Genomic DNA, 22,674 nt, shown 5'->3' on the forward strand with positions numbered 1-22,674 from the left:
GATGAATATGTTGACCATTCGTTTTCCTGTGGGCCTGCTCATCATCGGCTGGTTATGCTTCAGCGCGAGCGTCTGCGCCCAGGCCATTTCGTTTATTTCGCCCAACGAGAGACCTCAGCCGGAAGCCAGTAAACCCTGGCCGAAGAATCACTTTCTCGTGCTGGCCTATCACGATGTGGAAGATGACGCCGCCGATCAGCGCTATCTCTCCGTGCGGACCAGCGCCTTAAACGAGCAGATAAGCTGGCTTGTGCATAACGGGTATAACGCCATCAGCGTGCAGGATATTCTGGATGCCCACGACGGTAAAAAAACGCTGCCGCCAAAGGCCTTTCTGCTCAGTTTTGATGACGGCTACAGCAGTTTTTATACCCGCGTCTGGCCGTTGATCCAGGCCTGGAATGTGCCGGCGCTGTGGGCCCCGGTAGGCAGTTGGGTGGATACGCCAGCACATCAAAACGTGAATTTTGGCGGTTTGATGACACCCCGGGACCGTTTCGCGACGTGGGACATGGTGCGCGAGTTAAGCCAGTCCCCGCTGATTGAGATCGGCTCGCATACCTGGGCTTCGCATTACGGTATACCGGCCAATCCACAGGGAAGCCGCGAACCGGCTATTGCCAGCCGCTTTTACGATAACGCGACAGGGCGTTACGAAACTGACCAGCAGTTCAGCCAGCGCATCGGCGATGACGTGCGGAAAGTCACCGAAAAAATCGCCCAGGTGACGGGCAAAGCGCCGCGTGCCTGGGTGTGGCCCTACGGTGCTGCCAACGGCACGTCGCTCGCCATTGCCAGAAAGCAGGGTTATCAGCTGGCCTTTACCCTTGAGGACGGGCTGGCAGATGTGCGTCACCTCGACAACATCCCGCGCCTGTTAATCTCCGGGAATCCTTCGCTTAAAGCCTTTGCCAGCAGCATCGCGCAGATTCAGGAGACCGATCCTGTGCGCGTCATGCATGTCGATCTGGATTACGTTTATGACCCCGATCCGGCTCAGCAGACCAAAAACATCAATACGCTGATCCAGCGGGTCTACGACATGAAAATCAGCCATGTTTTCCTGCAGGCATTTTCCGATCCCCTCGGCAACGGCACGATTAACGCGCTCTACTTCCCCAACCGTCGGCTGCCCGTGCGTGCCGATCTCTTTAACTTTGTCGCCTGGCAACTGCAAACCCGCGCGGGCGTAAAAGTCTACGCGTGGATGCCGGTTCTCTCGTTCGATCTCTCCCCTGCACTGCCGCGTGTGCAGCGTCGGGATCGGCAAACGGGCCAGGTACGCGTCGCCACCGAGCCCTATACCCGGCTTTCGCCGTGGGATCCGCAGGTTCGACAGCAGGTGACAGAAATCTATGAAGATCTGGCCCGCTATGCCAGCTTCAATGGGATCTTGTTCCATGACGATGCGGTGCTGACGGATCAGGATGATGCCGGGCAGCAGACAACGCGCCAGAAAAGCCAGACGCTAATCGGGTTTACCCACGCCCTGAGCCTGGCGGTGAAGCATATCCGCGGTCCGCAGATAAAAACCGCGCGCAATATGTTCGCCCTGCCGATCCTAGATCCAGCGAGCGAGGCGTGGTTTGCGCAGAATCTTGATGACTTTCTGGCGGAGTATGACTGGACGGTGCCGATGGCCATGCCGCTGATGGAGTCCGTCCCGGCAGACGAGAGCAACGCCTGGCTAACGCGCCTGGTTAAGACCGTCGCCACTCGCCCCGGCGCGCTGAATAAAACCATTTTTGAGCTGCAGGCCCGTGACTGGGCGCAGACACCGCAACGCGCCGTACCCGATAGTCGCCTGGCGGAGTGGATGCGCGTGCTCCAGCTTAACGGCAGCAAACATTACGGTTACTACCCCGACGATTTCATCCATAACCAACCTGATCTTTCCCGTATCAGGCCTGAATTCTCTTCGTACTGGTATCCTGACAATGACTGATCGCCTTATCGCCTTCTCAATTTTATGCCTGGTATTTGGGTTGCCATTAGGCGTGGCCGCCCTCTTTACTGGCGAACTGATTCTGGATTTTGTCTTCTTCTGGCCCCTGTTCATGTCCGTATTCTGGATCACCGGGGGGCTCTATTTCTGGTTTCAGCTTGAACGACACTGGTCATGGAACAGAAAAACGCCCGCCCCGACGTTAGAGGGCGATCCGTTAATTTCGATCCTCATTCCCTGTTTCAATGAGGAACGCAACGCCCGGGAGACGATCGGTGCCGCGCTGGCCCAGCGTTACCCGAATATTGAGGTCATCGCCATCAACGATGGTTCTTCCGATAACACCGCGCAGGTGCTGCAACAGCTGGCGCAGGAGCAGCCGCGACTGCGCGTCATTCATCTGGCGGAGAATCAGGGGAAAGCCGTGGCGCTGAAAGCGGGCGCAGCGGCGGCCCGGGGAGACCTTCTGGTCTGTATTGATGGCGATGCCCTGCTCGATCGCGATACCGCCGCTTATCTGGTTGCCCCGCTGATCCAATACCCCCACGTGGGCGCCGTGACCGGGAACCCGCGTATTCGCACGCGCTCCACGTTGATTGGCCGCATTCAGGTGGGCGAATTCTCCTCCATCATAGGGCTCATTAAACGCACGCAGCGGATCTATGGCCGGGTCTTTACCGTCTCTGGCGTCATCGCGGCCTTTCGCCGTCAGGCGCTGGCGGACGTGGGATACTGGAGCCCGGATATGATCACCGAAGATATCGACATCAGCTGGAAGCTTCAGCTTCGCCACTGGGATATTTTTTTCGAGCCGCGCGCGCTGTGCTGGATCCTGATGCCGGAGACGCTAAAAGGGCTGTGGAAACAGCGCCTGCGCTGGGCTCAGGGCGGCGCGGAGGTGTTTCTGGTCAATCTTCGCAAGATCCTGCGCTGGGAGCATCATCGCATGTGGCCGCTGTTTTTAGAGTACGCCCTGTCAACGCTGTGGGCGTTTGCGTATGCGGTGACGGTGCTGTTATTTATCATCAGCTCCCTCACGCCGCTCCCGGCAAACCTGACCGTCACGAGCCTGTTCCCGCCGGAATTCACCGGGCTCCTGCTGGGGGTGATGTGCCTGCTGCAGTTCCTCGTCAGTTTGTATATCGAGCGACGCTATGAACGTAACGTGGCGAGTTCGCTTTTCTGGATCATCTGGTTTCCGATGGTGTACTGGATGATCGGCCTGTTCACCACCCTCGTCGCCTTCCCAAAGGTCATGCTTAAACGCCAGCGCTCACGCGCGCGCTGGATCAGTCCGGACAGAGGTAAAGGGAGCATTCAATGAACGAAAACACGTTAATCCTGACTGAACATCGGCTGGTGCCCCGGCTGTTTGATGCAGCGTTAACCCTGCTGGCCTGGGGAGGATTTCTCTTTTTCCTCTATGCCAACCTGTGGATGCAGATAACCAACGAGAGCGACTACCGCTGGGGCGTGATTATTGCCTCCTTTAAGACGGTGCTGATCTATTTGCTGATCGCCGCGCTAAACGGCTGGCTGCTGATCCTGTGGTATCAATATAATCGCCGCCGCGCGCATGCAAGACGACATCGCCGCCCTGCAACGCTTAAGCACGACGAGCTGGCCCGCAGCTTTAACGTGACGCCGCAAATCATCTCTGAGATGAGCCAGTACAATTTACTGACGGTCTATCATGACCAGATCGGCCGCATCATTGATTTGAAAATCAGTCAGCAGGACGAGGAATAAACCTCAGGCATCCGCAGGTTCTCCCTGCGGATGCTGATTCTACCCGGTTACTTATCCTTCACTACAATCAGCGGTTCAATATCGCTCTCTTTTTTCACCACCAGCGTTTCATCCCCACGCAGGCAGGTTCCGCCGTAATTCCCGCCCACGGTAAAGGTACAGACCTGAATATATTTGCCGTCCACCTTCGGCAAACACCACAGCTGCTGATAGATATTCTTGCGATCGACAAACTTGCCGCTGGATTTATCCAGCAGTTCATCCTGGGCGCTGATCAGATCGATATTACTGCCGCAACGGCCGGCAATGGGTTTGACGGCATAACCTGTCTGCTTCAGCAGCGCGTTAACCTCAAAATCGGTATCGAGCAGGTAGCGGTGGTTCGGGAACAGCTGCCACAGCACCGGCAGGATCGCCTTATTGCCAGGGATCACCGTCCACAGCGGTTCAAACACCAGCACTTCCGGGCGCAGCAGGACGTCAATCAGCCGCACCTCGCCTGCCGGGTGACCGGTGCGGATTGGCACGGCAGCGTATTCGGTTTCGCTGACCTCCCGAATCTGCTCGATTGCCGTCTCCCACGCCCAGGTTTTCCACACGCAGTTGACGTGGCGACCTTCGTCGTCGATTAACTGCCCGGCAGCATCCCAGCTCAGCGCGCCCAGACCGTGCAGAATTTTGGTCTCAAACCCGGCCTGCAGCAGCGAGCGCTGAATGAAGAGCGCGTGATAATCCTCTTCGACATCGTTGTCCTGCATGATGTGCACGAACGGACGCGCATGGCTGTGTTTCCACGCCCCGGTCAACTCTTCCAGCAGACCTTCTGCCGGGTTGTGCCCATTGCCGCGATAGCCGTTTTTGACCCACTCTTCCAGAATTAACCCGCCCTCGGTGTGGCAGGAGGCGGAATCAGCGTTGTACTCGTAAACCTTAATGCCGCGCTCATCCATACAGAAATCCATACGACCGGTGATCATATGGTGGCGACGCCACTGCCAGGAGAGACGCAGGCGCGGCCAGAGGATTTTGGGGATATCGAAAAGCGCCAGTAAGTTATCATCTTTCAGCACTTTGTCGGTGGCATGCAGGTACATCAGATGCAGTTCATTGGTCGCTTTAATCAGCTCCTGCTCGGCGCTTTCGGTAATCGTGAAATAGTGGCAGGGATCGTTATTAATAACGTGGCCGTTGGCGCGGATGTAGGCCTGCTGCAGGGCGTCATTTTCGTTGAGCCATTTTCCGTCGTATTGACGTTTATTCTTCAACCGCGCACCGCTGATTTTCAGCAGTTCGCCGTCAGGTTCGGGCTGGAGAATGCTGTGCTCCGTGTCGTCCGTCTGGATCATCCAGCCAAGGATTTCGGTATCGCTGAAGGTGTCATGAAGCGTGTAACAGCCGTTCTCAACGGTCATGCGCAGTTCGCGGGTCCACTGCTGTCCGAGCGGAAGCGGGGAGTGAATAACATTCTGCTCGGCAATGCGGACCTTACCATCCAAAAGCTGGGTGATTATTGCGACATGGCCGGTTTCATGGAACTCGCCGCCCTTTTGCCAGATGAGCAGCGCCCCGGCCTGCGGCGCGCGTTTCGAGCCGTTGGCAAAAGCCTGTAACGGCAGAATATTATCGTTCACCACCTGGCGCAAAAAACGCAGGGAGAAGATCTCCCACGCCATCCCGACATCGGTAAACACAAAGCCATAGTTGAGGAACAGAAAACGGCGGGCGAACTCTACACACTGCCACTTGTGGCCCATGTATTCGTTGCCGATATAGCTGCGGAAATCCGCGTCTTGCGGGTACTTACGCGGGTCCAGACTGCCGTAATTTGAAGAGTAAATCGCCACGCCACCGGGCGCATAGCCTAACAACGTCCCGAATGGCGCATCACTGCTTAACTTTCCTTTACGCATGTATCCAACCTAAAACAGGCAGGCGGCAATTTTTGGAAGGGTTGTCGTCGTCTGCACGTTGTAATTAACCTGACAGAGGTAGGGTTATCATACACCTCCCCTGACCTTTGCGCTCAGTTCGTTAAACGGTCTATTCATCTCCTGCTACACTGCCTCAACACATCACAAAAAAGGCAGGTCAACATGTCAGACGAAAATACCTATCAGCCACCCAAAGTGTGGGAATGGAAAAAGAACGGCGGCGGGGCGTTCGCCAACATCAACCGTCCTGTTTCTGGTGCCACGCATGAGAAAGATCTGCCCGTCGGTTCGCACCCGCTACAGCTTTACTCCCTGGGCACGCCGAACGGCCAGAAAGTGACGATCATGCTCGAAGAGCTGCTGGCGCTGGGCGTAACGGGCGCGGAGTACGACGCGTGGCTGATCCGCATCGGTGAAGGCGATCAGTTCTCCAGTGGCTTTGTTGAGGTGAACCCGAACTCGAAAATACCGGCGCTTCGTGACCACTCCACCACCCCGCCAACGCGCGTATTTGAATCCGGCAACATTCTGCTCTATCTGGCAGAGAAGTTCGGGCATTTCCTGCCAAAAGATCCGGCTGGCCGCACGGAAACCCTGAACTGGCTGTTCTGGCTGCAGGGCGCGGCCCCGTTCCTCGGTGGCGGTTTCGGCCATTTCTACAACTATGCGCCGGTGAAGATCGAGTACGCGATTGACCGCTTCACGATGGAAGCCAAGCGCCTGTTCGACGTGCTGGATAAACAGCTCGCCCGCGGCCGCTACGTGGCGGGTGAAGAATACACCATCGCCGATATGGCGGTCTGGCCGTGGTTTGGCTGCGTGGCGCTGGGCAGCGTCTACAACGCCGCCGAGTTCCTGGACGCAGAAAAGTACACCAACGTCCAGCGCTGGGCGAAAGACGTAGCGAACCGCCCTGCCGTGAAGCGCGGACGGATTGTGAACCGCACCAACGGTGAGCTTAACGAGCAACTCCACGAACGCCACGCGGCGAGCGACTTCGAGACCAAAACCGAAGATAAGCGTCAGGCGTGATGCAATGCCGGGCGGGTAACCGCCCGGCCAGGCAAATCCTTGCCCAGGGCATGATTAGCTTAAGGGTTGGGCCGGTATTACTGGCACTATGCGGACGTTTTTCTCCAGCCAGACGGCGAGAAGCGACGTTTCAACCGACAGCAGTCACAAAGGATTTGTTATGAAATCAATCAATACAGCGCTGGTGATCAGCATCCTTCTTTTTTCTACCTCAGGTATGGCGATGGATAAAACCGCCGCCGGTGCGGTAGCAGGCGCGGCGATTGGGGCGGCCACAGGTAAAGATCTGAAATCCACCGTAGGCGGCGCGGTCGTAGGTGCAGGCACGGGTGCGATGTTCAAAAACGGTGACAAAGGTAAAGCCGCGCGTAAAGGCGGTGCCGTAGGCGCTGTTGTTGGTGCAGGTGCCGCTGCCGTAACGGGCAACAGCGTACTGAAAGGTGCAGCTGTCGGTGCGGGTTCAGGCGCGCTGATTGGTGAAGCGACGCACTGATAAACGCCGTAGGTCTGCATTTCAAACCGATATGATAAAGAAACCCAGCTATTACGCTGGGTTTTTATATTCTCTCGGTTCCGATTGAGAAACAGGAAGTATTGCCGCAATCGTTACGGGTAGCCCCCTGCTTGCGGTTTCCTTATGTACTGAACTTTCTTCGGTAAGTTTTCAGCGTCCATTCTCCGTAATTTCTTTTATTTTGCTTACGCTGGTCACCTGGGGATTATTGGTCTGATACTGTATACTTTCGCCTGATTAGGGAGGACGTGATGGCTATCAGTGAGAAAGACCTGCTTGAGGCGGGTTTCAGCAAAAGCGAAGTAGACAATTTACAGGGCCGACTCACAGCAGCCGGAGGCACAATGCAGCATCTCATCGATGCGCTCTCACGGCGCTTCCGAGTTTCGGTATGGGTCACGGTCGCGCTGGTTCTGGTTATGCTGGTCACCCTTATCATCGGCAGCCTGACACACATTCTTTCCGGGGGCATGAGTTCCCTTGTTGTCCTGATCATCGCCTGGGTGACCTTTCCACCAGTTCTGGGCTGGAAAGCATTCCGCCTGCAAAAGACTATTTCCCGGCAGGCTCGATAGTCAGTAAATCAAGCGCCACTTTGGCTTTAACACCCCATCCCGCAATTTTAAGCGCCATCGCGGGACGTGGCGTATCGGATACTTTCCTGAAGAAATCGGGCCTGGTCCAGTACCACAGCCGTTGTGCTTCGGGTTTCAGCCTCAGACCATACGCGCCGTAGACTTCACTGAAGAGCGTGACAGCCTTATAGGTCCCCAGCCCTTGCTGCCGGCTGAAGCCCAGGAATTCTGCGACCTCCATCGAGCCGTCAGCGAAAATTCCCTCCGTTTGCTTATCACCGAGGAGGTTGTGTGCGGCCTCACGTGAAATAGTGTTAAGCCCGTTAACAACAATCACGGCACCGGCCACCACGCCCACCGGCGTCATGGAGGACATCATGACGATCCCGCCAAAGATAGCCGCCCCTGCTACCACCACGTCAACAGCCGAGATGATGTAGCCCACAATTTTGTTCTCGTCCCGGACAACCTTCACCTCGGCATAGAGTTTTGCATAGCCGGTTTTAAGAGCACGGGACTGTTCAAGCAGACTGGTATTCTCAGCACGCAATGCCTGCAGACAGGCCATACAGTCATCATCCGTTTTTGCCCGGCGTGCGGCCTCAAATTGAGCCATGATGAATGCCCTGATCTCATCTACAAACTGAATCCGGATAAAACCATCCTGAAGATGCATAGCCGCTACCGTATTGGCCGTATTAACCAGTTTCCTGGCCTCCAGGTTGATCATAGTTTCTGCCCAGGCACGGGGGTTCTGGCCGGGTAAAAGCAACGTGTCCATTTATTGCCTCGCTTATCGGTTTTTGAAAGCATATTCCCGAAACGATTTTTGACAACAAATAATAGCGTTGAAATTCCCCTGTCCGTCGCCCACTGAGTGAAAACTTGCCACCACATTCCTGAGAACAATCCGGTGAAAGGCCGCACGAGGCGGCCTTTACATGTTATGCCGTGAGGCGGAACTTCTGCACCGAACGCTGAAGCTCTTCGGTCTGCCGCTCAAGTGCCGCTGCCGCGGCGGAGACCTGCTCCACCAGCGAGGCGTTTTGCTGGGTCACACCGTCCATCTGCGTAATGGCAACCCCGACCTGGGAAATGCCTTTGCTTTGCTCCTCAGAAGCTGACGCAATCTGCTTCATGATGGTGGTCACTTCCGTTACATCGCGCAGAATCGCTTCCATGGTGGTCCCCGTGTCGTTCACCAGTTGAGCCCCCTGCTCGACGCGAGCGACGGAATCGGCAATCAGCCCTTCAATCTCTTTCGCCGCGTTGGCGCTGCGGCTGGCCAGATTACGCACCTCACCTGCCACCACGGCAAAGCCACGGCCTTGCTCACCCGCTCGCGCCGCTTCCACTGCTGCGTTGAGCGCCAGGATATTGGTCTGGAAGGCGATACTGTTAATCACGGTGGTGATTTCAGCAATTTTCTTCGAGCTGTCGGAAATACCGCTCATGGTGGTCACCACCTCCTCCACCAGCGAGCCACCGCGGCTGGCCGTGGTCGATGCCACATCCGCCAGCTGGCTTGCCTGACGTGCACTTTCGGCGTTCAGCTTCACGGTGGCAGTGAGTTGCTCCATGCTGGCTGCTGTCTCTTCCAGCGCGGCAGCCTGCTCTTCGGTACGGGAGGAGAGATCGTTGTTACCGCTGGAGATCTCGGTCGCCCCGCGCCAGATATTTTCACTGCCCGCGCGGATCGTGCTGACCGCCTCGCGCAGGCTGTCCTGCATGGCACTCAGCAACGGCACCAGCTGTCCCACACAATTACGACCAAACGGTTCAATGGGCTGGCTGAGATCGCCCTGCGCAATCTGGCGGAACTGCTGACGAATTCGGTCCAGCGGTTTCACCAGCATCGCCACCAGGTAACGGTCGCTAAAGAGCAGGATCAGCAGACCAAACACGGTGGCGGCAATAATCACCGTGCGGGTCATGCTGGTCAGGCCATCCACCACTACGCGGGTACTGTCGAGGGCCTTCGCAGCGGCGTTATTGAACTCCTCAGCGGCCGCACCAAACGCACGGCTCAACTGTGGCGTGACGTTATTAGCCTGCTGGCGATAACCATCCAGCGCGCCCAGCTTCGCCTGCTGCATTTGTGGCGTAACGCCCTGCTCGAGCAGCGCCTGCCAGGTGCCGATCACCCGGGAGGAGACCTGTTCATCCATCGGGCCCGGAGAGATCGCTTTCATCTCGGCCAGTTTTTTGCCCATGTTATCCAGCGCCTGCTGGGCGGAGGCCAGATCCGGCGTACCGCCGGCGGCTTTGACTTCCATCGCGCGGCTCAGTCGGGTGACAAAGCGGAAATACTGATCGTTGCCCTCGCTGAGTATGGTCATCTGTTTCACCAGCTGGCGATCGACTTCATTGCCATCCGAAACGCGAGAGAGGGACCAGGTGCTGTAGAGTCCAACGCCTGCCCACATTAAACAAAAGATCCCCAGGATCGTCAGCATGACGAAACGGATCGTGAAATTACGGAGCATGTTCATAAGTGTTCCTTGCCGTGAGGGTGAGTTCGCCCAGAGGCGAGTACTACTCTCGTTATCGGCAGGAACCGCGGAAATTATAACCTTTTGTAACTATTTTTCGTTAGCGTGGCTTCACAGGTACCACAGCACCGGTTAACGCTTAGAGGCCTTTCCCGCCGCGACATCGCTTCACGAGCAGATTTATGGTTTGATAATCAAAGAATGAAAACGCTGTTTCGAAAATTCATCGATAAGAAAGGAGACATCATGTCCTGGCACCCTAACCCCGGCCGTTATGAAAATATGCAGTACCGCTACTGTGGCAAAAGCGGGCTGCGCCTGCCTGCGCTGTCGCTTGGCCTGTGGCATAGCTTCGGCCACGTTCAGCCGCTCGACACCCAGCGTGCGCTACTGCGTAAAGCCTTCGACCTCGGTATCACCCATTTCGATCTTGCCAATAACTACGGCCCGCCTGCGGGGAGCGCGGAAGAGAACTTTGGTCGCCTGCTGCGGGAGGATTTTGCCGCCTGTCGCGACGAGCTGATTATCTCCACCAAAGCGGGTTACGACATGTGGCCGGGACCGTATGGCTCGGGCGGCTCGCGCAAATATCTGCTCGCCAGCCTCGACCAGAGCCTGAAGCGTATGGGTCTGGAATATGTCGATATTTTCTATTCCCATCGCGTGGATGAGAACACGCCGATGGAAGAGACCGCTGCCGCGCTGGCCCATGCGGTGCAGAGCGGTAAAGCGCTGTATGTCGGAATTTCGTCCTATTCAACGGCGCGCACGCAGAAAATGGCTGACCTGCTTCGCGAATGGAAAATCCCACTGCTCATCCATCAGCCGTCGTACAACCTGCTTAACCGCTGGGTGGATAAAACCGGCCTGCTGGAGACGCTAAAGCAAAACGGTACTGGCTGTATTGCGTTTACCCCACTGGCGCAGGGGTTGCTGACCGGAAAATACCTCAACGGTATTCCTGAAGGTTCGCGGATGCAGCGCGAGGGGAATAAAGTGCGCGGGCTGACGCAGAAGATGCTGACCGAAGCCAATCTGAACAGTCTGCGCTTGCTCAATGAGATGGCACAGGCACGTGGTCAGACAATGGCGCAGATGGCGCTAAGCTGGCTGCTGAAAGATGAGCGCGTAACGTCCGTGCTGATTGGTGCGAGCCGCCCGGAACAGCTGGAAGAGAACGTTCAGGCGCTGAAAAACCTGCGCTTTAGCGAAGAGGAGCTGATACGCATTGATAAGCATGTTGCGGATGGAGAGTTGAATCTGTGGCAGGCGTCGTCGGATAAATAGTGCGGTCTGTTGCCCTCTCCCACAGGGAGAGGGTGGTTAAGAAGGAAATTACTTCTTGCTGATCTTATCCAGATACCCCATCACAAACGCCGAAAGCACAAACGTCAGATGGATAATGACATACCACATTAGTTTGTTGTCCGGGACATTCTTTGCGTCCATGAACACGCGTAACAGGTGGATGGAGGAGATCGCCACAATCGAAGCGGCCACTTTATTCTTCAGCGACGTGGCATCCATTTTGCCCAGCCAGCTCAGCTTTTCTTTACGCGCGTCGATATCAAGCTGGGAGACAAAATTCTCATAGCCAGAGAACATCACCATCACCAGTAAGCCCCCCACCAGCGTCATATCCACCAGTGACAGCAGAACCAGAATCAAATCTGCTTCGGCAATGGAAAAGATGTTCGGCAGAACATGCAAGATTTCCTGGAAGAACTTAATCGTGAGCGCAATCAGCGCCAGCGAAAGGCCAAAATAGACGGGTGCCAGTATCCAGCGCGAGGCGTACATAGCGTTTTCAAAGAAGCGTTCCATAAAGTCCTGTCTGCAAACGAAACCAGCACTCAGTATATCGCAACGGCGCTAACTGTTTGCAACAACTAACCATTACACGTTGTCAGGATCCACCTCAGGGCGCGCATACTCCGGCCAGACCAGCACCACCAGCTCCGGATAGGCTTCCAGGCTGAACTCGCGAAAGCACTGACGCAGGTTTAATACGTCTAAATCGGAATACGAGACCTTCTCACCATTCAGACAGCGCTTTTTGATATTGTCGTAATATTTATAGACCGCTGAATTCAGGTCACTGCAGCGACGCTGCGCTTCAAACAGGCCCGGCGTGTCATTAATTTCCGACATTTTCATCCGCTTTATTGTCGCGTGCAAAAAGTCGATATATTCATGGTTCACCCGCCAGTACCAAACCGGCGTCACCGAGTTCATCAAAACAGAGAAATGGTCTTCACCTTCCTCTTTAGTCATCAGTTCAGGCTGTGGGGTTTCACTGGTGTCTTTCGACTCTTTCGTTTTATTGAACTCCTGCATCAATAAAAGAACACCAGCGGTCAGTAATAGTAATGTAATGACCGTAAAAAAGATGCTGTTCATGGGTTGGCTCCATTTTTTTTGATTTTAAAATTGCCTCATGATATTGTCAACGAATCTCACGCCTTTATCTTCCCCACCTTGTTGAAATTAAAGGAAATTAAAAAATGTTGCCCGACTATCTCGTCCCGGCTAAGTACCACATCACGCCTGTGGAACAGCAACCGACGGAAGCAGAAAAAGAGGCTAATTTCACTCAGGGAAAAAGAAAGCTCGCTGATTTTGAGCCTGACATATTAATTGGTGTTTCCCGGAGCGGCAAATCCCGTAATATGTTGCTGGAAGAACACGATCGTCATATAAAAGATCGCTTATTTCGCGCCATCAAAATTGAAGCCTTTGTCCACCTGTTAAATGACCTGCAGGCAGAAGGCGAAATAGATGCCCAGAAACTAAGCCAAATAATGGCCGAAAAGACCAAAGAAATAAATGAAGCGGGCAATGAAATTTGGCTTAATCTAATTACGCGAGAAAAAAACAACCCTATTTTTTATAACCTGGGGGAAGATTAATGTGAAAGACGTTAAAGATAACGATGTCTATTTGACTTTAGATGAGAAAAAAAGTGACGAATTTATCTTAAAGCAAAATCTCGAGGCTTTGCGTAACACCAAAAACGCCGAAATGACGCGTATTACCCAGGATCTGGTTTCCATTCCGGCGACGCTGGTGCGCCTGAAATGGCAGAACCGCCGCGAGATTTATCCCTTACAGGTCAAGGAAGAGATTTACGGCGCCGTGATGAATGCCATCATCGAACAACGGCCCGAGCTGAAAGAGAAGCTTCTGGGGCGTCTGGAGGCCAATTATCAGTATCTGCTGGCCAGAGAAACCGCGACCCTGCGCCTGACGCGCAAACTGTCCGACGGCGAGTATCGTACCTCAAACATCACCAGCGTCGCGCTTGACGAGGACGCGCTGGCAACCCTCTCTCCCGCGTCGACGGATAACAAAAACGAATAACCCGACAGGCATAAAAAAAGCCGGCTTTCGCCAGCTTCTTCGTTATTTCGCGGCCGCTTTCTCTTCGCCGACCAGCCCAATCTTCAGATAACCCGCCTGATGCAGTGTATCCATGACCTTCATCATGGTCTCGTAATCAACGGTTTTATCCGCACGGAAGAAGACCGTCGTGTCTTTCTTACCGCCAGTGAGCTGATCCAGCGCCGGGATGACAGAGTCAGCCGTCACCGGGTCGTTGCCGAGGAACATCGATTTATCTGCTTTCACCGACAGATAGATGGGCTTTTCCGGGCGCGGCTGCGGCTGGCTGGACGAGGCCGGCAGGTTTACCTTCACGTCGACCGTCGCCAGCGGCGCAGCAACCATGAAGATAATCAGCAGAACCAGCATAACGTCGATAAACGGCGTCACGTTGATTTCATGCATTTCGCCGTTATCGTCCAGATTTTCATTAAGACGCATTGCCATAATTCATTAACCTACGCGCAGTTTGGACGCCGCGTGCACCGGTTTAGCGGCACTGGCATTCAGATCAAGATCGCGGCTTTGCAGCAGCAGAACCTGCGCGGCGACGTCACCGAGGGTGGCTTTATAGCTGCCAATCATGCGCGCGAAGACGTTATAGATAACCACCGCAGGGATCGCCGCAACCAGACCGATAGCGGTCGCCAGCAGCGCTTCGGCGATACCCGGTGCAACTACCGCCAGGTTCGTCGTTTGGGTTTGCGCAATCCCGATAAAGCTGTTCATGATGCCCCAGACCGTACCGAACAGACCCACGAATGGCGAGATGGCCCCGATGGTCGCCAGATATCCATTGCCCCGGCCCATATGACGGCCCACGGCGGCGACGCGACGCTCCAGACGGAAGCCGGTACGTTCTTTAATACCTTCGTTATCTTCACTGCCTGCGGAGAGTTCCAGCTCGTTTTGCGCTTCGTTAACTAACAGGGTGGTCAGGCTTTTCGCGTGGAAGGATGAGGTCATGTCAGACGCCTGATCCAGAGAGCGGGCTTCAGCCAGCTGCTGTTGCTCACGCTTGAGGCGGCGCTTCTGAGAAATCAGCTCGGCGCTCTTGCCAAAGAAGATAGCCCACGTGATCACGGACGCCAGAATCAGGCCGATCATCACAATCTTAACCACGATGTCAGCATGATGATACATGCCCCAAACGGAGAGATCCGTCTGCATCAAATTATTACCCACTCTGTATCTCCAGGACGCAAATCACAAAATCTGAACGTAATAATATCAAAACATCGTCGAATTGATAGTCGTTCTCATTACTATTTACATAGTGCCGCAATTTTCGCTCATATTCCTTGCGCTTACGCAGTAAAAATTTCTTATGCGGTTTTTTGCTAATATTTTCTGCTTATTCGATAAGCATCCGGGTGCAGATTTTCACATTCGTGGTAGTCTGGACGTCCAGACGTATAAAAACAGGGTTAGCGAACATGACCAAGAAGCATCTTGATACCACGCTGGTACAGGCCGGGCGCAGCAAGAAATATACTCAGGGTTCGGTGAACAGCGTGATCCAACGGGCCTCCTCGCTGGTGTTTGATACCGTAGAGGACAAAAAAATCGCCACGCGTAACCGCGCCAAAGGCGGGCTGTTTTACGGACGTCGTGGCACGCTAACCCACTTCTCACTGCAGGAAGCCATGTGCGAGCTGGAAGGCGGCGCAGGCTGCGCGCTGTTTCCGTGCGGTGCGGCGGCAGTCGCCAACACCATTCTGGCGTTCGTGGAACAGGGCGACCATATTCTGATGACCAACACCGCCTATGAACCGAGTCAGGATTTCTGCACCAAAATCCTCTCCCGACTCGGCGTAACCACGGGCTGGTTCGATCCGCTGATTGGCGAAGGCATCGCAGAGCTTATTCAGCCCAACACGCGCATTGTGTTCCTGGAATCTCCGGGTTCGATCACCATGGAAGTACACGACGTGCCGGCCATTGTGAAAGCCGTGCGCAGCAAAGCGCCAGAGGCGATTATCATGATCGACAACACCTGGGCGGCAGGCGTGCTGTTTAAAGCGCTGGAATTCGACATTGATATCTCCATTCAGGCGGCGACCAAATATCTGATTGGCCACTCAGACGGGATGATCGGCACGGCCGTGTCTAACGCCCGCTGCTGGGATCAACTGCGGGAAAATGCCTACCTGATGGGGCAGATGGTCGATGCCGATACCGCCTACATGACCAGCCGAGGCATCCGCACGCTGGGGGTGCGCCTGCGTCAGCATCACGAAAGCAGCCTGAAGATAGCTGAGTGGCTGGCGCAGCACCCGCAGGTTGAGCGCGTCAACCATCCGGCACTGCCGGGCAGTAAAGGGCATGAATTCTGGCAACGAGACTTTACGGGCAGCAGCGGTTTATTCTCATTCGTTCTAAAAAAACGGCTGAATAATGACGAGCTGGCAAGCTATCTGGATAATTTTACCCTCTTCAGCATGGCCTACTCCTGGGGCGGGTTTGAATCCCTGATCCTGCCTAATCAGCCGGAGCAGATTGCGGCCCTGCGCCCCGGCGGTGAAGTGGACTTCAGCGGCACCCTGATTCGCCTGCATATCGGTTTAGAAAACGCGGACGATTTAATTGCCGATTTAGCAGCAGGGTTTGCGCGTATCGTGTAGAGTGCTGGCAAACATGTACTCCATGGATGCTTTTGTGGACACCGCCAACAGAAAAGTCTGCATTAGTTGCGCCCGCGATCAACCCCATCGGGCAAATAAGGGAGTACAATAGTGCTATATCTGTTGTTCCACAGGAAAGTCCATGGCTGTTATTCAAGATATTATCGCGGCGCTCTGGCAACACGACTTCGCCGCACTGACCGATCCTCACGTTGTAGGTATCGTCTATTTCGTGATGTTCGCGACCCTGTTTCTGGAAAATGGATTACTGCCAGCCTCATTTTTACCCGGTGATAGCCTCCTTTTGCTTGCGGGGGCGTTAATCGGTAAAGGTGTCATGGACTTCGCGCCGACCATGGTGATCCTCACCTCCGCGGCAAGCCTGGGCTGCTGGCTGAGCTATCTGCAGGGCCGCTGGCTCGGCAACACGCGCGTCGTGAAGGGCTGGCTGGCGCAGCTACCGCATAAATACCATCAGCGTGCGACCTGCATGTTTGACAGGCATGGCCTGCTGGCCTTGCTGGCCGGGCGTTTTCTGGCCTTTGTTCGCACCCTGCTGCCCACCATGGCAGGCATTTCCGGCCTGTCGAACCGCCGCTTCCAGTTCTTCAACTGGCTGAGCGCGTTGTTATGGGTGGGTGTCGTTACCACTCTCGGCTACGCACTGAACATGATCCCGTTTGTGAAGCATCATGAAGACCAGGTAATGACCTTCCTGATGGTGCTGCCGATGTTTCTACTGGTGGCTGGACTGGTGGGAACGATTGCGGTGGTGATTAAGAAGAAGTACTGCAGTGCATAAATAAAAGCCGGGTGGCGCTATCGCTTACCCGGCCTACGTTTGCCGTCAGACTCCCTGCATGGTTCGGATGCGTGACGCATCTTCCCCCGGCGTGACGCCGAAGTAGCGCTTAAACTCCCGACTAAACTGCGATGCACTCTCATACCCGACCCGCATCGCCGCCGCGCTGGCCTTCATGCCGTCGTGGATCATCAGCATCCGCGCCTTATGCAGACGGTAGGTTTTGAGGTATTGCAGCGGCGAGGTGCTGGTCACTGACTTAAAGTTGTGGTGAAACGCCGAGACGCTCATGTTCGCTTCCGCCGCCAGCTGGTCAACGCTGAGGTTTTCCGTGTACTGGCTTTCGATGCGCTTGAGCACGCGGCTTATCAGGCTGAAGTGGGTCTGCCGACTGACCAGCGCCAGTAGTGCCCCGCCCCCGGCCCCAGCAGCACATGATAGAGAATTTCGCGGATGATTTGCTTACCCAGAATACGCGCATCCAGCGGCCTCTCCATCACGTCCAGCAGACGCTCAATGGCACAGAGGATCTCCTCTGACAGCGTGGCTGAGTTAATGCCGCTCGCCGCCATCGACGGCTGGAAAAGCTCGTCTTCGCCAATGTCCATCAGCAGCTCCTGAAGCTGAAGAATATCGACATTTACGCGGATCCCCGCCAGCGGTACCTCCTCTGTCGCGAAGGTTTCACATTCGAAGGGTAAAGGTACTGTCAGCAGCAGATATTCATTGGTGTCATAACGGAACACGCGTTCATTGATATAACCAATTTTATGGCCGGAAAAGAGAAAAACGATGCCCGGCTGATACATCACCGGCGTCCGCGTTCCCGGCTGCGTCCCGTAGAGCAGGCGAATATCCGGCAGCAGTTCGCCTGGGTTATTTTGCTTATCAATCAGTCTTTTAATCTGCGAAGTGAGCTGAAGACAGATGGCTTCACGGTTCATTTAGCGTTACTCCGGGTACGGTTTGCGACCCTCACAGTCTGCGCATTTTCCTGACGTTTCTCCAGTGCTCTGTAGAAATGGGCAAGACATCGGCAGGAATGTGCATTGAGAGGATATCCCCGGGCAGCCACAATGTGCAGCATCAGGTAGCCATCCGCGCCGCCACGATTTTTCACCCACGATAGGGAACGAGCCATGAATAATTTTAATCTCCATACCCCAACCCGCATCCTGTTTGGTAAAGGCGCTATCGCCGATCTGCGTGCACAGATCCCCGCTGACGCCCGCGTGCTGATCACCTACGGTGGCGGCAGCGTGAAAAAAACCGGCGTGCTGGATCAGGTTTACAGCGCACTGGAAGGTCTGGACGTGCGCGAGTTTGGCGGTATCGAGCCAAACCCTTCTTATGAAACGCTGATGAACGCGGTGAAAATCGCCCGCGAAGAAAACATCACCTTCCTGCTGGCTGTCGGCGGGGGTTCCGTGCTGGACGGCACGAAGTTCATCGCCGCGGCAGCACACTACGCCGACGGTATCGACCCATGGCATATCCTGGAAACCCGCGGCAGCGACATTAAAAGCGCGATCCCGATGGGCTCCGTGCTGACCCTGCCAGCCACCGGTTCTGAATCCAACAAAGGCGCGGTGATCTCCCGTAAAACCACCGGAGACAAACAGGCCTTTATGAACGAGCACGTTCAGCCCGTATTCGCGATCCTCGATCCGGTGTACACCTACACCCTGCCCGCGCGTCAGGTCGCGAACGGCGTGGTCGACGCCTTTGTTCACACCGTTGAGCAGTACGTGACTTATCCGGTGGATGCCAAAATTCAGGATCGTTTTGCGGAAGGCATTCTGCTGACGCTGGTCGAAGAGGGTCCGAAGGCGCTGAAAGAGCCAGAAAACTACGACGTGCGTGCCAACGTGATGTGGGCTGCAACGCAGGCGCTGAACGGCCTGATTGGCGCAGGCGTGCCGCAGGACTGGGCAACCCACATGCTGGGCCATGAACTGACGGCGATGCACGGTCTGGATCACGCCCAGACGCTGGCGGTGGTTCTGCCGGCCCTGTGGAACGAAAAACGTGATACCAAACGCGCCAAACTGCTGCAGTACGCGGAACGCGTCTGGAACATCACCGAAGGTTCTGACGACGCGCGTATCGATGCGGCAATCGAAGCGACCCGCAACTTCTTTGAAGGCCTGGGCGTGCCGACGCGTCTGTCCGGCTATGGTCTGGATGGCAGCTCTATCCCTGCCCTGCTGGCTAAACTTGAAGAACACGGCATGACTCAGCTGGGCGAACACGGCGACATTACGCTGGACGTTAGCCGTCGTATCTACGAGGCGGCGCGCTAAGCGTTTTTGGCATCCTGCCTTTCGTTTTTTGACATTTCGTCCAGACTTAATGCACACCCCATCGCCGGAGTCCCCCTCCGGCGATGCGCACCTGAAGGAGGAAAAATGGCAAACCAAACCGTAATCAAGCTGCAGGACGGCAACGTGATGCCCCAGTTGGGGCTAGGTGTATGGAAAGCCGGTAACGACGAGGTCGTCTCCGCCATTCATAAAGCACTGGAAGTCGGCTATCGGTCCATTGATACCGCCGCCGCCTACAAAAACGAGGACGGCGTGGGGAAAGCACTGGCCAGCGCCGGTATGTCCCGCGACGACCTTTTTATCACCACCAAACTGTGGAACGACGACCAAAAGCGCCCACGCGAAGCGCTGCAGGAGAGCCTGGAGAAACTCCAGCTCGATTTCGTCGATCTGTATCTGATGCACTGGCCGGTTCCGGCTATCGACCATTATGTTGATGCCTGGAAAGGGATGATTGAACTGCAAAAAGAGGGGCTGGTGAAAAGCATCGGCGTCTGTAACTTCCAGGTTCATCACCTGCAGCGTCTGATTGACGAAACGGGCGTTGTGCCGGTGATTAATCAGATTGAACTGCACCCGCTGATGCAGCAGCGCCAGCTTCACGCCTGGAACGCCACACACAAAATCCAGACCGAATCCTGGAGCCCGCTGGCTCAGGGCGGTGAAGGGGTGTTCGACCAGAAAATTATCCGCGATCTGGCGGATAAATATGGCAAAACCCCGGCGCAGATTGTCATTCGCTGGCACCTGGACAACGGCCTGGTAGTGATCCCGAAATCGGTCACGCCATCGCGCATCGCCGAGAACTTCGACGTCTGGGATTTCCGCCTGGATAAAGATGAGCTGGGCGAGATTGCGAAACTGGATCAGGGCAAGCGTTTAGGGCCCGATCCGGATCAGTTTGGCGGGTAGTAAAAAGCCGGGTGGCGGCTGCGCCTTACCCGGCCTACGCTCTGAGTTGTAGGCCCGGTAAGCGAAGCGCCACCGGGCAATGAGACTAGCCGCTCTTACGTTTCACATTCTTTTTCGTTCCCGCGCTACCGTTCGAACGCTGATGCACAATTGGCGTATGCTTGGTCAGCGCCGGGCGCGTATGGCGGTTCTGGCGACGCGCTTCGCGCATCTCATCCAGCGTTGGTGCCGGCACCAGACAGTCGCGACGCGAGCCAATCAGATGCTTTTTCCCCATCTCTTCCAGCGCCTGGCGGATCAGCGGCCAGTTAGCCGGATCGTGGTAGCGCAGCAGCGCTTTGTGCAGACGACGCTGTTTATCCCCTTTCGGCACCACCACGTCTTCACTCTTGTAACCAATTTTACTCAGCGGGTTTTTGCCGGTGTAGTACATGGTTGTGGAGTTGGCGAGCGGTGACGGATAGAAGTTCTGCACCTGATCCAGACGGAAGCGACGCTGTTTCAGCCACAGCGCCAGGTTCACCATGTCTTCATCGCGCGTACCCGGGTGGGCGGAGATGAAGTACGGGATCAGGTACTGCTCTTTCCCTGCCTGCTTTGAGTAGGTATCGAACAGCTGTTTAAAGCGATCGTAGCTGCCCATCCCCGGCTTCATCATTTTCGACAGCGGGCCTTCTTCGGTGTGCTCCGGCGCAATCTTCAGATAGCCACCGACGTGGTGCGTCGCCAGCTCTTTGATGTAACGCGGATCTTCCACAGCGATGTCGTAACGTACCCCGGAGGCAATCAGGATTTTCTTGATACCCTTCAGATCACGCGCGCGGCGATAGAGGTTGATCGTCGGCTCGTGGTTGGTGTCCATATGTTCGCAAATGCTTGGATAGACACAGGAGAGACGGCGGCAGGTTTGCTCCGCGCGCGGCGATTTACAGCGCAGCATGTACATATTGGCCGTTGGGCCGCCGAGGTCGGAGATCACCCCGGTAAAGCCAGGCACGGTATCGCGAATGGCTTCGATCTCGTTGATGATCGAATCTTCAGAACGGCTCTGAATAATGCGCCCCTCGTGCTCGGTAATGGAGCAGAAGGAGCAGCCGCCGAAGCAGCCGCGCATGATGTTGATCGAGAAGCGGATCATCTCATACGCCGGGATACGGGCGTTGCCGTACGCCGGGTGCGGCACGCGTTTGTACGGCAGCGCAAAGACGCTGTCCATCTCTTCGGTGGAGAGCGGGATCGCCGGTGGGTTGATCCAGATAAAACGCTCGCCGTGCTTCTGCATCAACGCACGCGCACAGCCGGGGTTGGTTTCATGGTGCAGAATACGGGACGCATGGGCGTAGAGCACCTTATCGGCTTTCACCTTCTCGTAGGACGGCAGCAGCACATAGGTCTTTTCCCACGGTTTCGGACGCGGCGGCTGCACGACGATTGCCTTCGCTTCCGCTTTCTTTGGCTCAACCGGTTTGTTATCGGCGCACGGCAGATCTTCGCCATACGGGTGCGGGATAGGATCGATTTTGCCCGGCATATCGATGATGCGGGAATCCACCCCGCGCCAGCCCGGCAGCGCTTCTTTCACCATGATGGCGGTGTTGCGCACGTCGCGGATGCTGCTCACCGGCTCGCCCTGCGACAGACGGTGCGCCACTTCTACCAGTGGACGCTCGCCGTTACCGTAAATCAGCATGTCGGCTTTGGAGTCCACCAGCACCGAGCGGCGCACGGTATCAGACCAGTAATCATAGTGCGCGGTACGACGCAGGCTCGCCTCGATGCCGCCCAGGATCACCGGCACATCTTTCCAGGCTTCTTTACAGCGCTGGGTGTAGACCAGCGTGGCGCGGTCAGGGCGTTTGCCCGCCACGTTATCCGGTGTGTACGCATCGTCATTGCGCAGCTTACGGTCGGCGGTATAGCGGTTGATCATCGAGTCCATGTTACCGGCGGTCACGCCGAAGAACAGGTTCGGTTTACCCAGACGCATAAAGTCGTCTTTGCTGTTCCAGTCTGGCTGGGAGATGATCCCCACGCGGAAGCCCTGCGCTTCAAGCATGCGGCCGCAGATGGCCATACCGAAGCTCGGGTGGTCAACGTAGGCATCGCCCGTGACCAGAATGATATCGCAGCTATCCCAGCCCAGTTGGTCCATCTCTTCCCGGGACATCGGCAGGAACGGCGCCGGTCCAAAGCAGGCCGCCCAGTACTGGGGCCACGAGAAAAGGTCACGATCCGGCTGGATCAGGGAAATTGCGCTCATAATGCTTCCGAAGAAAAAATAGACAAAAGGAGCCGGATTATACGCTGTTCATCCGCCGGATTTGAAGAAAAGGATGCAAGAGGCAGACAGATATTCACAGAAGTCGTTAAAATACAGCGCCCTGATTATTTTG

General features: G+C 55.6%; 21 protein-coding genes and 1 pseudogene. 13 read left to right on the forward strand and 9 right to left on the reverse strand.

Annotated features, from left to right (window positions below):
- Window positions 1-7 precede the first annotated feature (7 nt).
- The 3 genes from pgaB to pgaD are packed head-to-tail and all read left to right on the forward strand — an operon-like array spanning window position 8 to window position 3,694.
- Window positions 8-1,945 carry a poly-beta-1,6-N-acetyl-D-glucosamine N-deacetylase PgaB gene (pgaB, locus tag ECL_RS21520; RefSeq protein WP_013098697.1) on the forward strand — a complete coding sequence of 646 codons (1,938 nt, stop codon included), beginning with the start codon at window positions 8-10 and terminating at the stop codon, window positions 1,943-1,945.
- Window positions 1,938-3,269 carry a poly-beta-1,6-N-acetyl-D-glucosamine synthase gene (gene pgaC, locus ECL_RS21525; RefSeq protein ID WP_013098698.1) on the forward strand — a complete coding sequence of 444 codons (1,332 nt, stop codon included), beginning with the start codon at window positions 1,938-1,940 and terminating at the stop codon, window positions 3,267-3,269. The genes pgaB and pgaC overlap by 8 nt, the downstream gene beginning before the upstream one ends.
- The gene (pgaD, locus tag ECL_RS21530) at window positions 3,266-3,694 is read left to right on the forward strand and encodes a poly-beta-1,6-N-acetyl-D-glucosamine biosynthesis protein PgaD (protein WP_013098699.1); all 429 of its coding nucleotides are present in this window, start codon (window positions 3,266-3,268) and stop codon (window positions 3,692-3,694) included. The genes pgaC and pgaD overlap by 4 nt, the downstream gene beginning before the upstream one ends.
- 47 nt (window positions 3,695-3,741) lie before the next feature.
- Here pgaD and gss read toward each other — a convergent pair whose 3' ends face one another.
- A complete protein-coding gene (gene gss, locus ECL_RS21535; RefSeq protein WP_013098700.1) occupies window positions 3,742-5,604 on the reverse strand; it encodes a bifunctional glutathionylspermidine amidase/synthase in 1,863 nt (620 codons plus the stop codon).
- A gap of 183 nt (window positions 5,605-5,787) precedes the next feature.
- Here gss and yghU point away from each other — a divergent pair, with 183 nt between their 5' ends.
- The 3 genes from yghU (at window position 5,788) to ECL_RS21550 (ending at window position 7,746) form a co-directional block, all read left to right on the forward strand.
- Window positions 5,788-6,657: a glutathione-dependent disulfide-bond oxidoreductase gene (gene yghU, locus ECL_RS21540; protein ID WP_013098701.1), complete on the forward strand. Its 870-nt coding sequence runs from the start codon at window positions 5,788-5,790 to the stop codon at window positions 6,655-6,657.
- A gap of 160 nt (window positions 6,658-6,817) precedes the next feature.
- Window positions 6,818-7,150 (forward strand): glycine zipper domain-containing protein, encoded by a 333-nt coding sequence (locus ECL_RS21545; protein WP_013098702.1) that lies wholly within the window; start codon window positions 6,818-6,820, stop codon window positions 7,148-7,150.
- Between the two features lie 272 nt (window positions 7,151-7,422).
- On the forward strand, window positions 7,423-7,746 hold the full coding sequence (locus ECL_RS21550; RefSeq protein WP_044157580.1) for a hypothetical protein: 324 nt from the start codon (window positions 7,423-7,425) through the stop codon (window positions 7,744-7,746).
- Here the strand turns inward: ECL_RS21550 and ECL_RS21555 are convergent.
- Both ECL_RS21555 and ECL_RS21560 read right to left on the reverse strand, forming a co-directional pair.
- The gene (locus tag ECL_RS21555; RefSeq protein ID WP_013098704.1) at window positions 7,724-8,527 is read right to left on the reverse strand and encodes a DUF4225 domain-containing protein; all 804 of its coding nucleotides are present in this window, start codon (window positions 8,525-8,527) and stop codon (window positions 7,724-7,726) included. The genes ECL_RS21550 and ECL_RS21555 overlap by 23 nt on opposite strands.
- A gap of 163 nt (window positions 8,528-8,690) precedes the next feature.
- Window positions 8,691-10,238 (reverse strand): methyl-accepting chemotaxis protein, encoded by a 1,548-nt coding sequence (locus ECL_RS21560; protein ID WP_013098705.1) that lies wholly within the window; start codon window positions 10,236-10,238, stop codon window positions 8,691-8,693.
- A gap of 246 nt (window positions 10,239-10,484) precedes the next feature.
- Here ECL_RS21560 and ECL_RS21565 point away from each other — a divergent pair, with 246 nt between their 5' ends.
- Complete coding sequence (locus ECL_RS21565) at window positions 10,485-11,525, forward strand: aldo/keto reductase (RefSeq protein ID WP_023622102.1); 1,041 nt, start codon at window positions 10,485-10,487, stop codon at window positions 11,523-11,525.
- A gap of 48 nt (window positions 11,526-11,573) precedes the next feature.
- On the opposite strand, the gene ECL_RS21570 is transcribed toward ECL_RS21565, so the two are convergent.
- Both ECL_RS21570 and ECL_RS21575 read right to left on the reverse strand, forming a co-directional pair.
- Window positions 11,574-12,062, reverse strand: a complete 489-nt coding sequence (locus ECL_RS21570; protein ID WP_013098707.1) for a TIGR00645 family protein — start codon at window positions 12,060-12,062, stop codon at window positions 11,574-11,576.
- A gap of 72 nt (window positions 12,063-12,134) precedes the next feature.
- Entirely contained in the window at window positions 12,135-12,638 is a 504-nt protein-coding gene (locus ECL_RS21575) for an ESA_00282 family adhesion-associated protein (protein ID WP_013098708.1), read from the reverse strand.
- 104 nt (window positions 12,639-12,742) lie between these two features.
- Between ECL_RS21575 and ECL_RS21580 the strand changes: the two genes are divergently transcribed.
- Window positions 12,743-13,147: a hypothetical protein gene (locus ECL_RS21580; protein WP_013098709.1), complete on the forward strand. Its 405-nt coding sequence runs from the start codon at window positions 12,743-12,745 to the stop codon at window positions 13,145-13,147.
- Between the two features lies 1 nt (window position 13,148).
- Entirely contained in the window at window positions 13,149-13,598 is a 450-nt protein-coding gene (locus tag ECL_RS21585) for a hypothetical protein (protein WP_013098710.1), read from the forward strand.
- A gap of 42 nt (window positions 13,599-13,640) precedes the next feature.
- Here the strand turns inward: ECL_RS21585 and exbD are convergent, their stop codons facing one another.
- Both exbD and exbB read right to left on the reverse strand, forming a co-directional pair.
- The gene (gene exbD, locus ECL_RS21590; protein ID WP_014833267.1) at window positions 13,641-14,066 is read right to left on the reverse strand and encodes a TonB system transport protein ExbD; all 426 of its coding nucleotides are present in this window, start codon (window positions 14,064-14,066) and stop codon (window positions 13,641-13,643) included.
- Window positions 14,067-14,072: 6 nt separating this feature from the next.
- Window positions 14,073-14,804, reverse strand: coding sequence for a tol-pal system-associated acyl-CoA thioesterase (gene exbB, locus ECL_RS21595; RefSeq protein WP_013098712.1), 732 nt, complete (start codon window positions 14,802-14,804; stop codon window positions 14,073-14,075).
- 251 nt (window positions 14,805-15,055) lie between these two features.
- On the opposite strand from exbB, the gene metC reads away from it, so the two are divergent.
- Window positions 15,056-16,243 (forward strand): cystathionine beta-lyase, encoded by a 1,188-nt coding sequence (metC, locus tag ECL_RS21600; RefSeq protein WP_013098713.1) that lies wholly within the window; start codon window positions 15,056-15,058, stop codon window positions 16,241-16,243.
- A 142-nt stretch (window positions 16,244-16,385) separates the two neighbouring features.
- On the forward strand, window positions 16,386-17,045 hold the full coding sequence (gene yghB, locus ECL_RS21605; protein WP_013098714.1) for a DedA family general envelope maintenance protein YghB: 660 nt from the start codon (window positions 16,386-16,388) through the stop codon (window positions 17,043-17,045).
- A gap of 45 nt (window positions 17,046-17,090) precedes the next feature.
- Here the strand turns inward: yghB and ECL_RS21610 are convergent.
- Window positions 17,091-17,989, reverse strand: a pseudogene (locus tag ECL_RS21610) (AraC family transcriptional regulator).
- Window positions 17,990-18,184: 195 nt separating this feature from the next.
- On the opposite strand from ECL_RS21610, the gene yqhD reads away from it, so the two are divergent.
- Entirely contained in the window at window positions 18,185-19,348 is a 1,164-nt protein-coding gene (gene yqhD, locus ECL_RS21615; RefSeq protein ID WP_013098716.1) for an alcohol dehydrogenase, read from the forward strand.
- A 105-nt stretch (window positions 19,349-19,453) separates the two neighbouring features.
- Window positions 19,454-20,281 carry a 2,5-didehydrogluconate reductase DkgA gene (gene dkgA / locus ECL_RS21620; protein ID WP_013098717.1) on the forward strand — a complete coding sequence of 276 codons (828 nt, stop codon included), beginning with the start codon at window positions 19,454-19,456 and terminating at the stop codon, window positions 20,279-20,281.
- 85 nt (window positions 20,282-20,366) lie between these two features.
- Here the strand turns inward: dkgA and ECL_RS21625 are convergent, their stop codons facing one another.
- Window positions 20,367-22,541: a YgiQ family radical SAM protein gene (locus tag ECL_RS21625; protein ID WP_044157585.1), complete on the reverse strand. Its 2,175-nt coding sequence runs from the start codon at window positions 22,539-22,541 to the stop codon at window positions 20,367-20,369.
- Window positions 22,542-22,674 lie beyond the last annotated feature (133 nt).

Source organism: Enterobacter cloacae subsp. cloacae ATCC 13047, assembly GCF_000025565.1.
GTDB classification, from domain to species: domain Bacteria; phylum Pseudomonadota; class Gammaproteobacteria; order Enterobacterales; family Enterobacteriaceae; genus Enterobacter; species Enterobacter cloacae.

Coding starts and splice junctions, on each gene's coding strand:
- pgaB (WP_013098697.1), top strand. CDS start 8: ATGTTGACCATTCGTTTTCCTGTGGGCCTGCTCATCATCGGCTGGTTA.
- pgaC (WP_013098698.1), top strand. CDS start 1,938: ATGACTGATCGCCTTATCGCCTTCTCAATTTTATGCCTGGTATTTGGG.
- pgaD (WP_013098699.1), top strand. CDS start 3,266: ATGAACGAAAACACGTTAATCCTGACTGAACATCGGCTGGTGCCCCGG.
- gss (WP_013098700.1), bottom strand. CDS start 5,604: ATGCGTAAAGGAAAGTTAAGCAGTGATGCGCCATTCGGGACGTTGTTA.
- yghU (WP_013098701.1), top strand. CDS start 5,788: ATGTCAGACGAAAATACCTATCAGCCACCCAAAGTGTGGGAATGGAAA.
- ECL_RS21545 (WP_013098702.1), top strand. CDS start 6,818: ATGAAATCAATCAATACAGCGCTGGTGATCAGCATCCTTCTTTTTTCT.
- ECL_RS21550 (WP_044157580.1), top strand. CDS start 7,423: ATGGCTATCAGTGAGAAAGACCTGCTTGAGGCGGGTTTCAGCAAAAGC.
- ECL_RS21555 (WP_013098704.1), bottom strand. CDS start 8,527: ATGGACACGTTGCTTTTACCCGGCCAGAACCCCCGTGCCTGGGCAGAA.
- ECL_RS21560 (WP_013098705.1), bottom strand. CDS start 10,238: ATGAACATGCTCCGTAATTTCACGATCCGTTTCGTCATGCTGACGATC.
- ECL_RS21565 (WP_023622102.1), top strand. CDS start 10,485: ATGTCCTGGCACCCTAACCCCGGCCGTTATGAAAATATGCAGTACCGC.
- ECL_RS21570 (WP_013098707.1), bottom strand. CDS start 12,062: ATGGAACGCTTCTTTGAAAACGCTATGTACGCCTCGCGCTGGATACTG.
- ECL_RS21575 (WP_013098708.1), bottom strand. CDS start 12,638: ATGAACAGCATCTTTTTTACGGTCATTACATTACTATTACTGACCGCT.
- ECL_RS21580 (WP_013098709.1), top strand. CDS start 12,743: ATGTTGCCCGACTATCTCGTCCCGGCTAAGTACCACATCACGCCTGTG.
- exbD (WP_014833267.1), bottom strand. CDS start 14,066: ATGGCAATGCGTCTTAATGAAAATCTGGACGATAACGGCGAAATGCAT.
- metC (WP_013098713.1), top strand. CDS start 15,056: ATGACCAAGAAGCATCTTGATACCACGCTGGTACAGGCCGGGCGCAGC.
- yghB (WP_013098714.1), top strand. CDS start 16,386: ATGGCTGTTATTCAAGATATTATCGCGGCGCTCTGGCAACACGACTTC.
- yqhD (WP_013098716.1), top strand. CDS start 18,185: ATGAATAATTTTAATCTCCATACCCCAACCCGCATCCTGTTTGGTAAA.
- dkgA (WP_013098717.1), top strand. CDS start 19,454: ATGGCAAACCAAACCGTAATCAAGCTGCAGGACGGCAACGTGATGCCC.
- ECL_RS21625 (WP_044157585.1), bottom strand. CDS start 22,541: ATGAGCGCAATTTCCCTGATCCAGCCGGATCGTGACCTTTTCTCGTGG.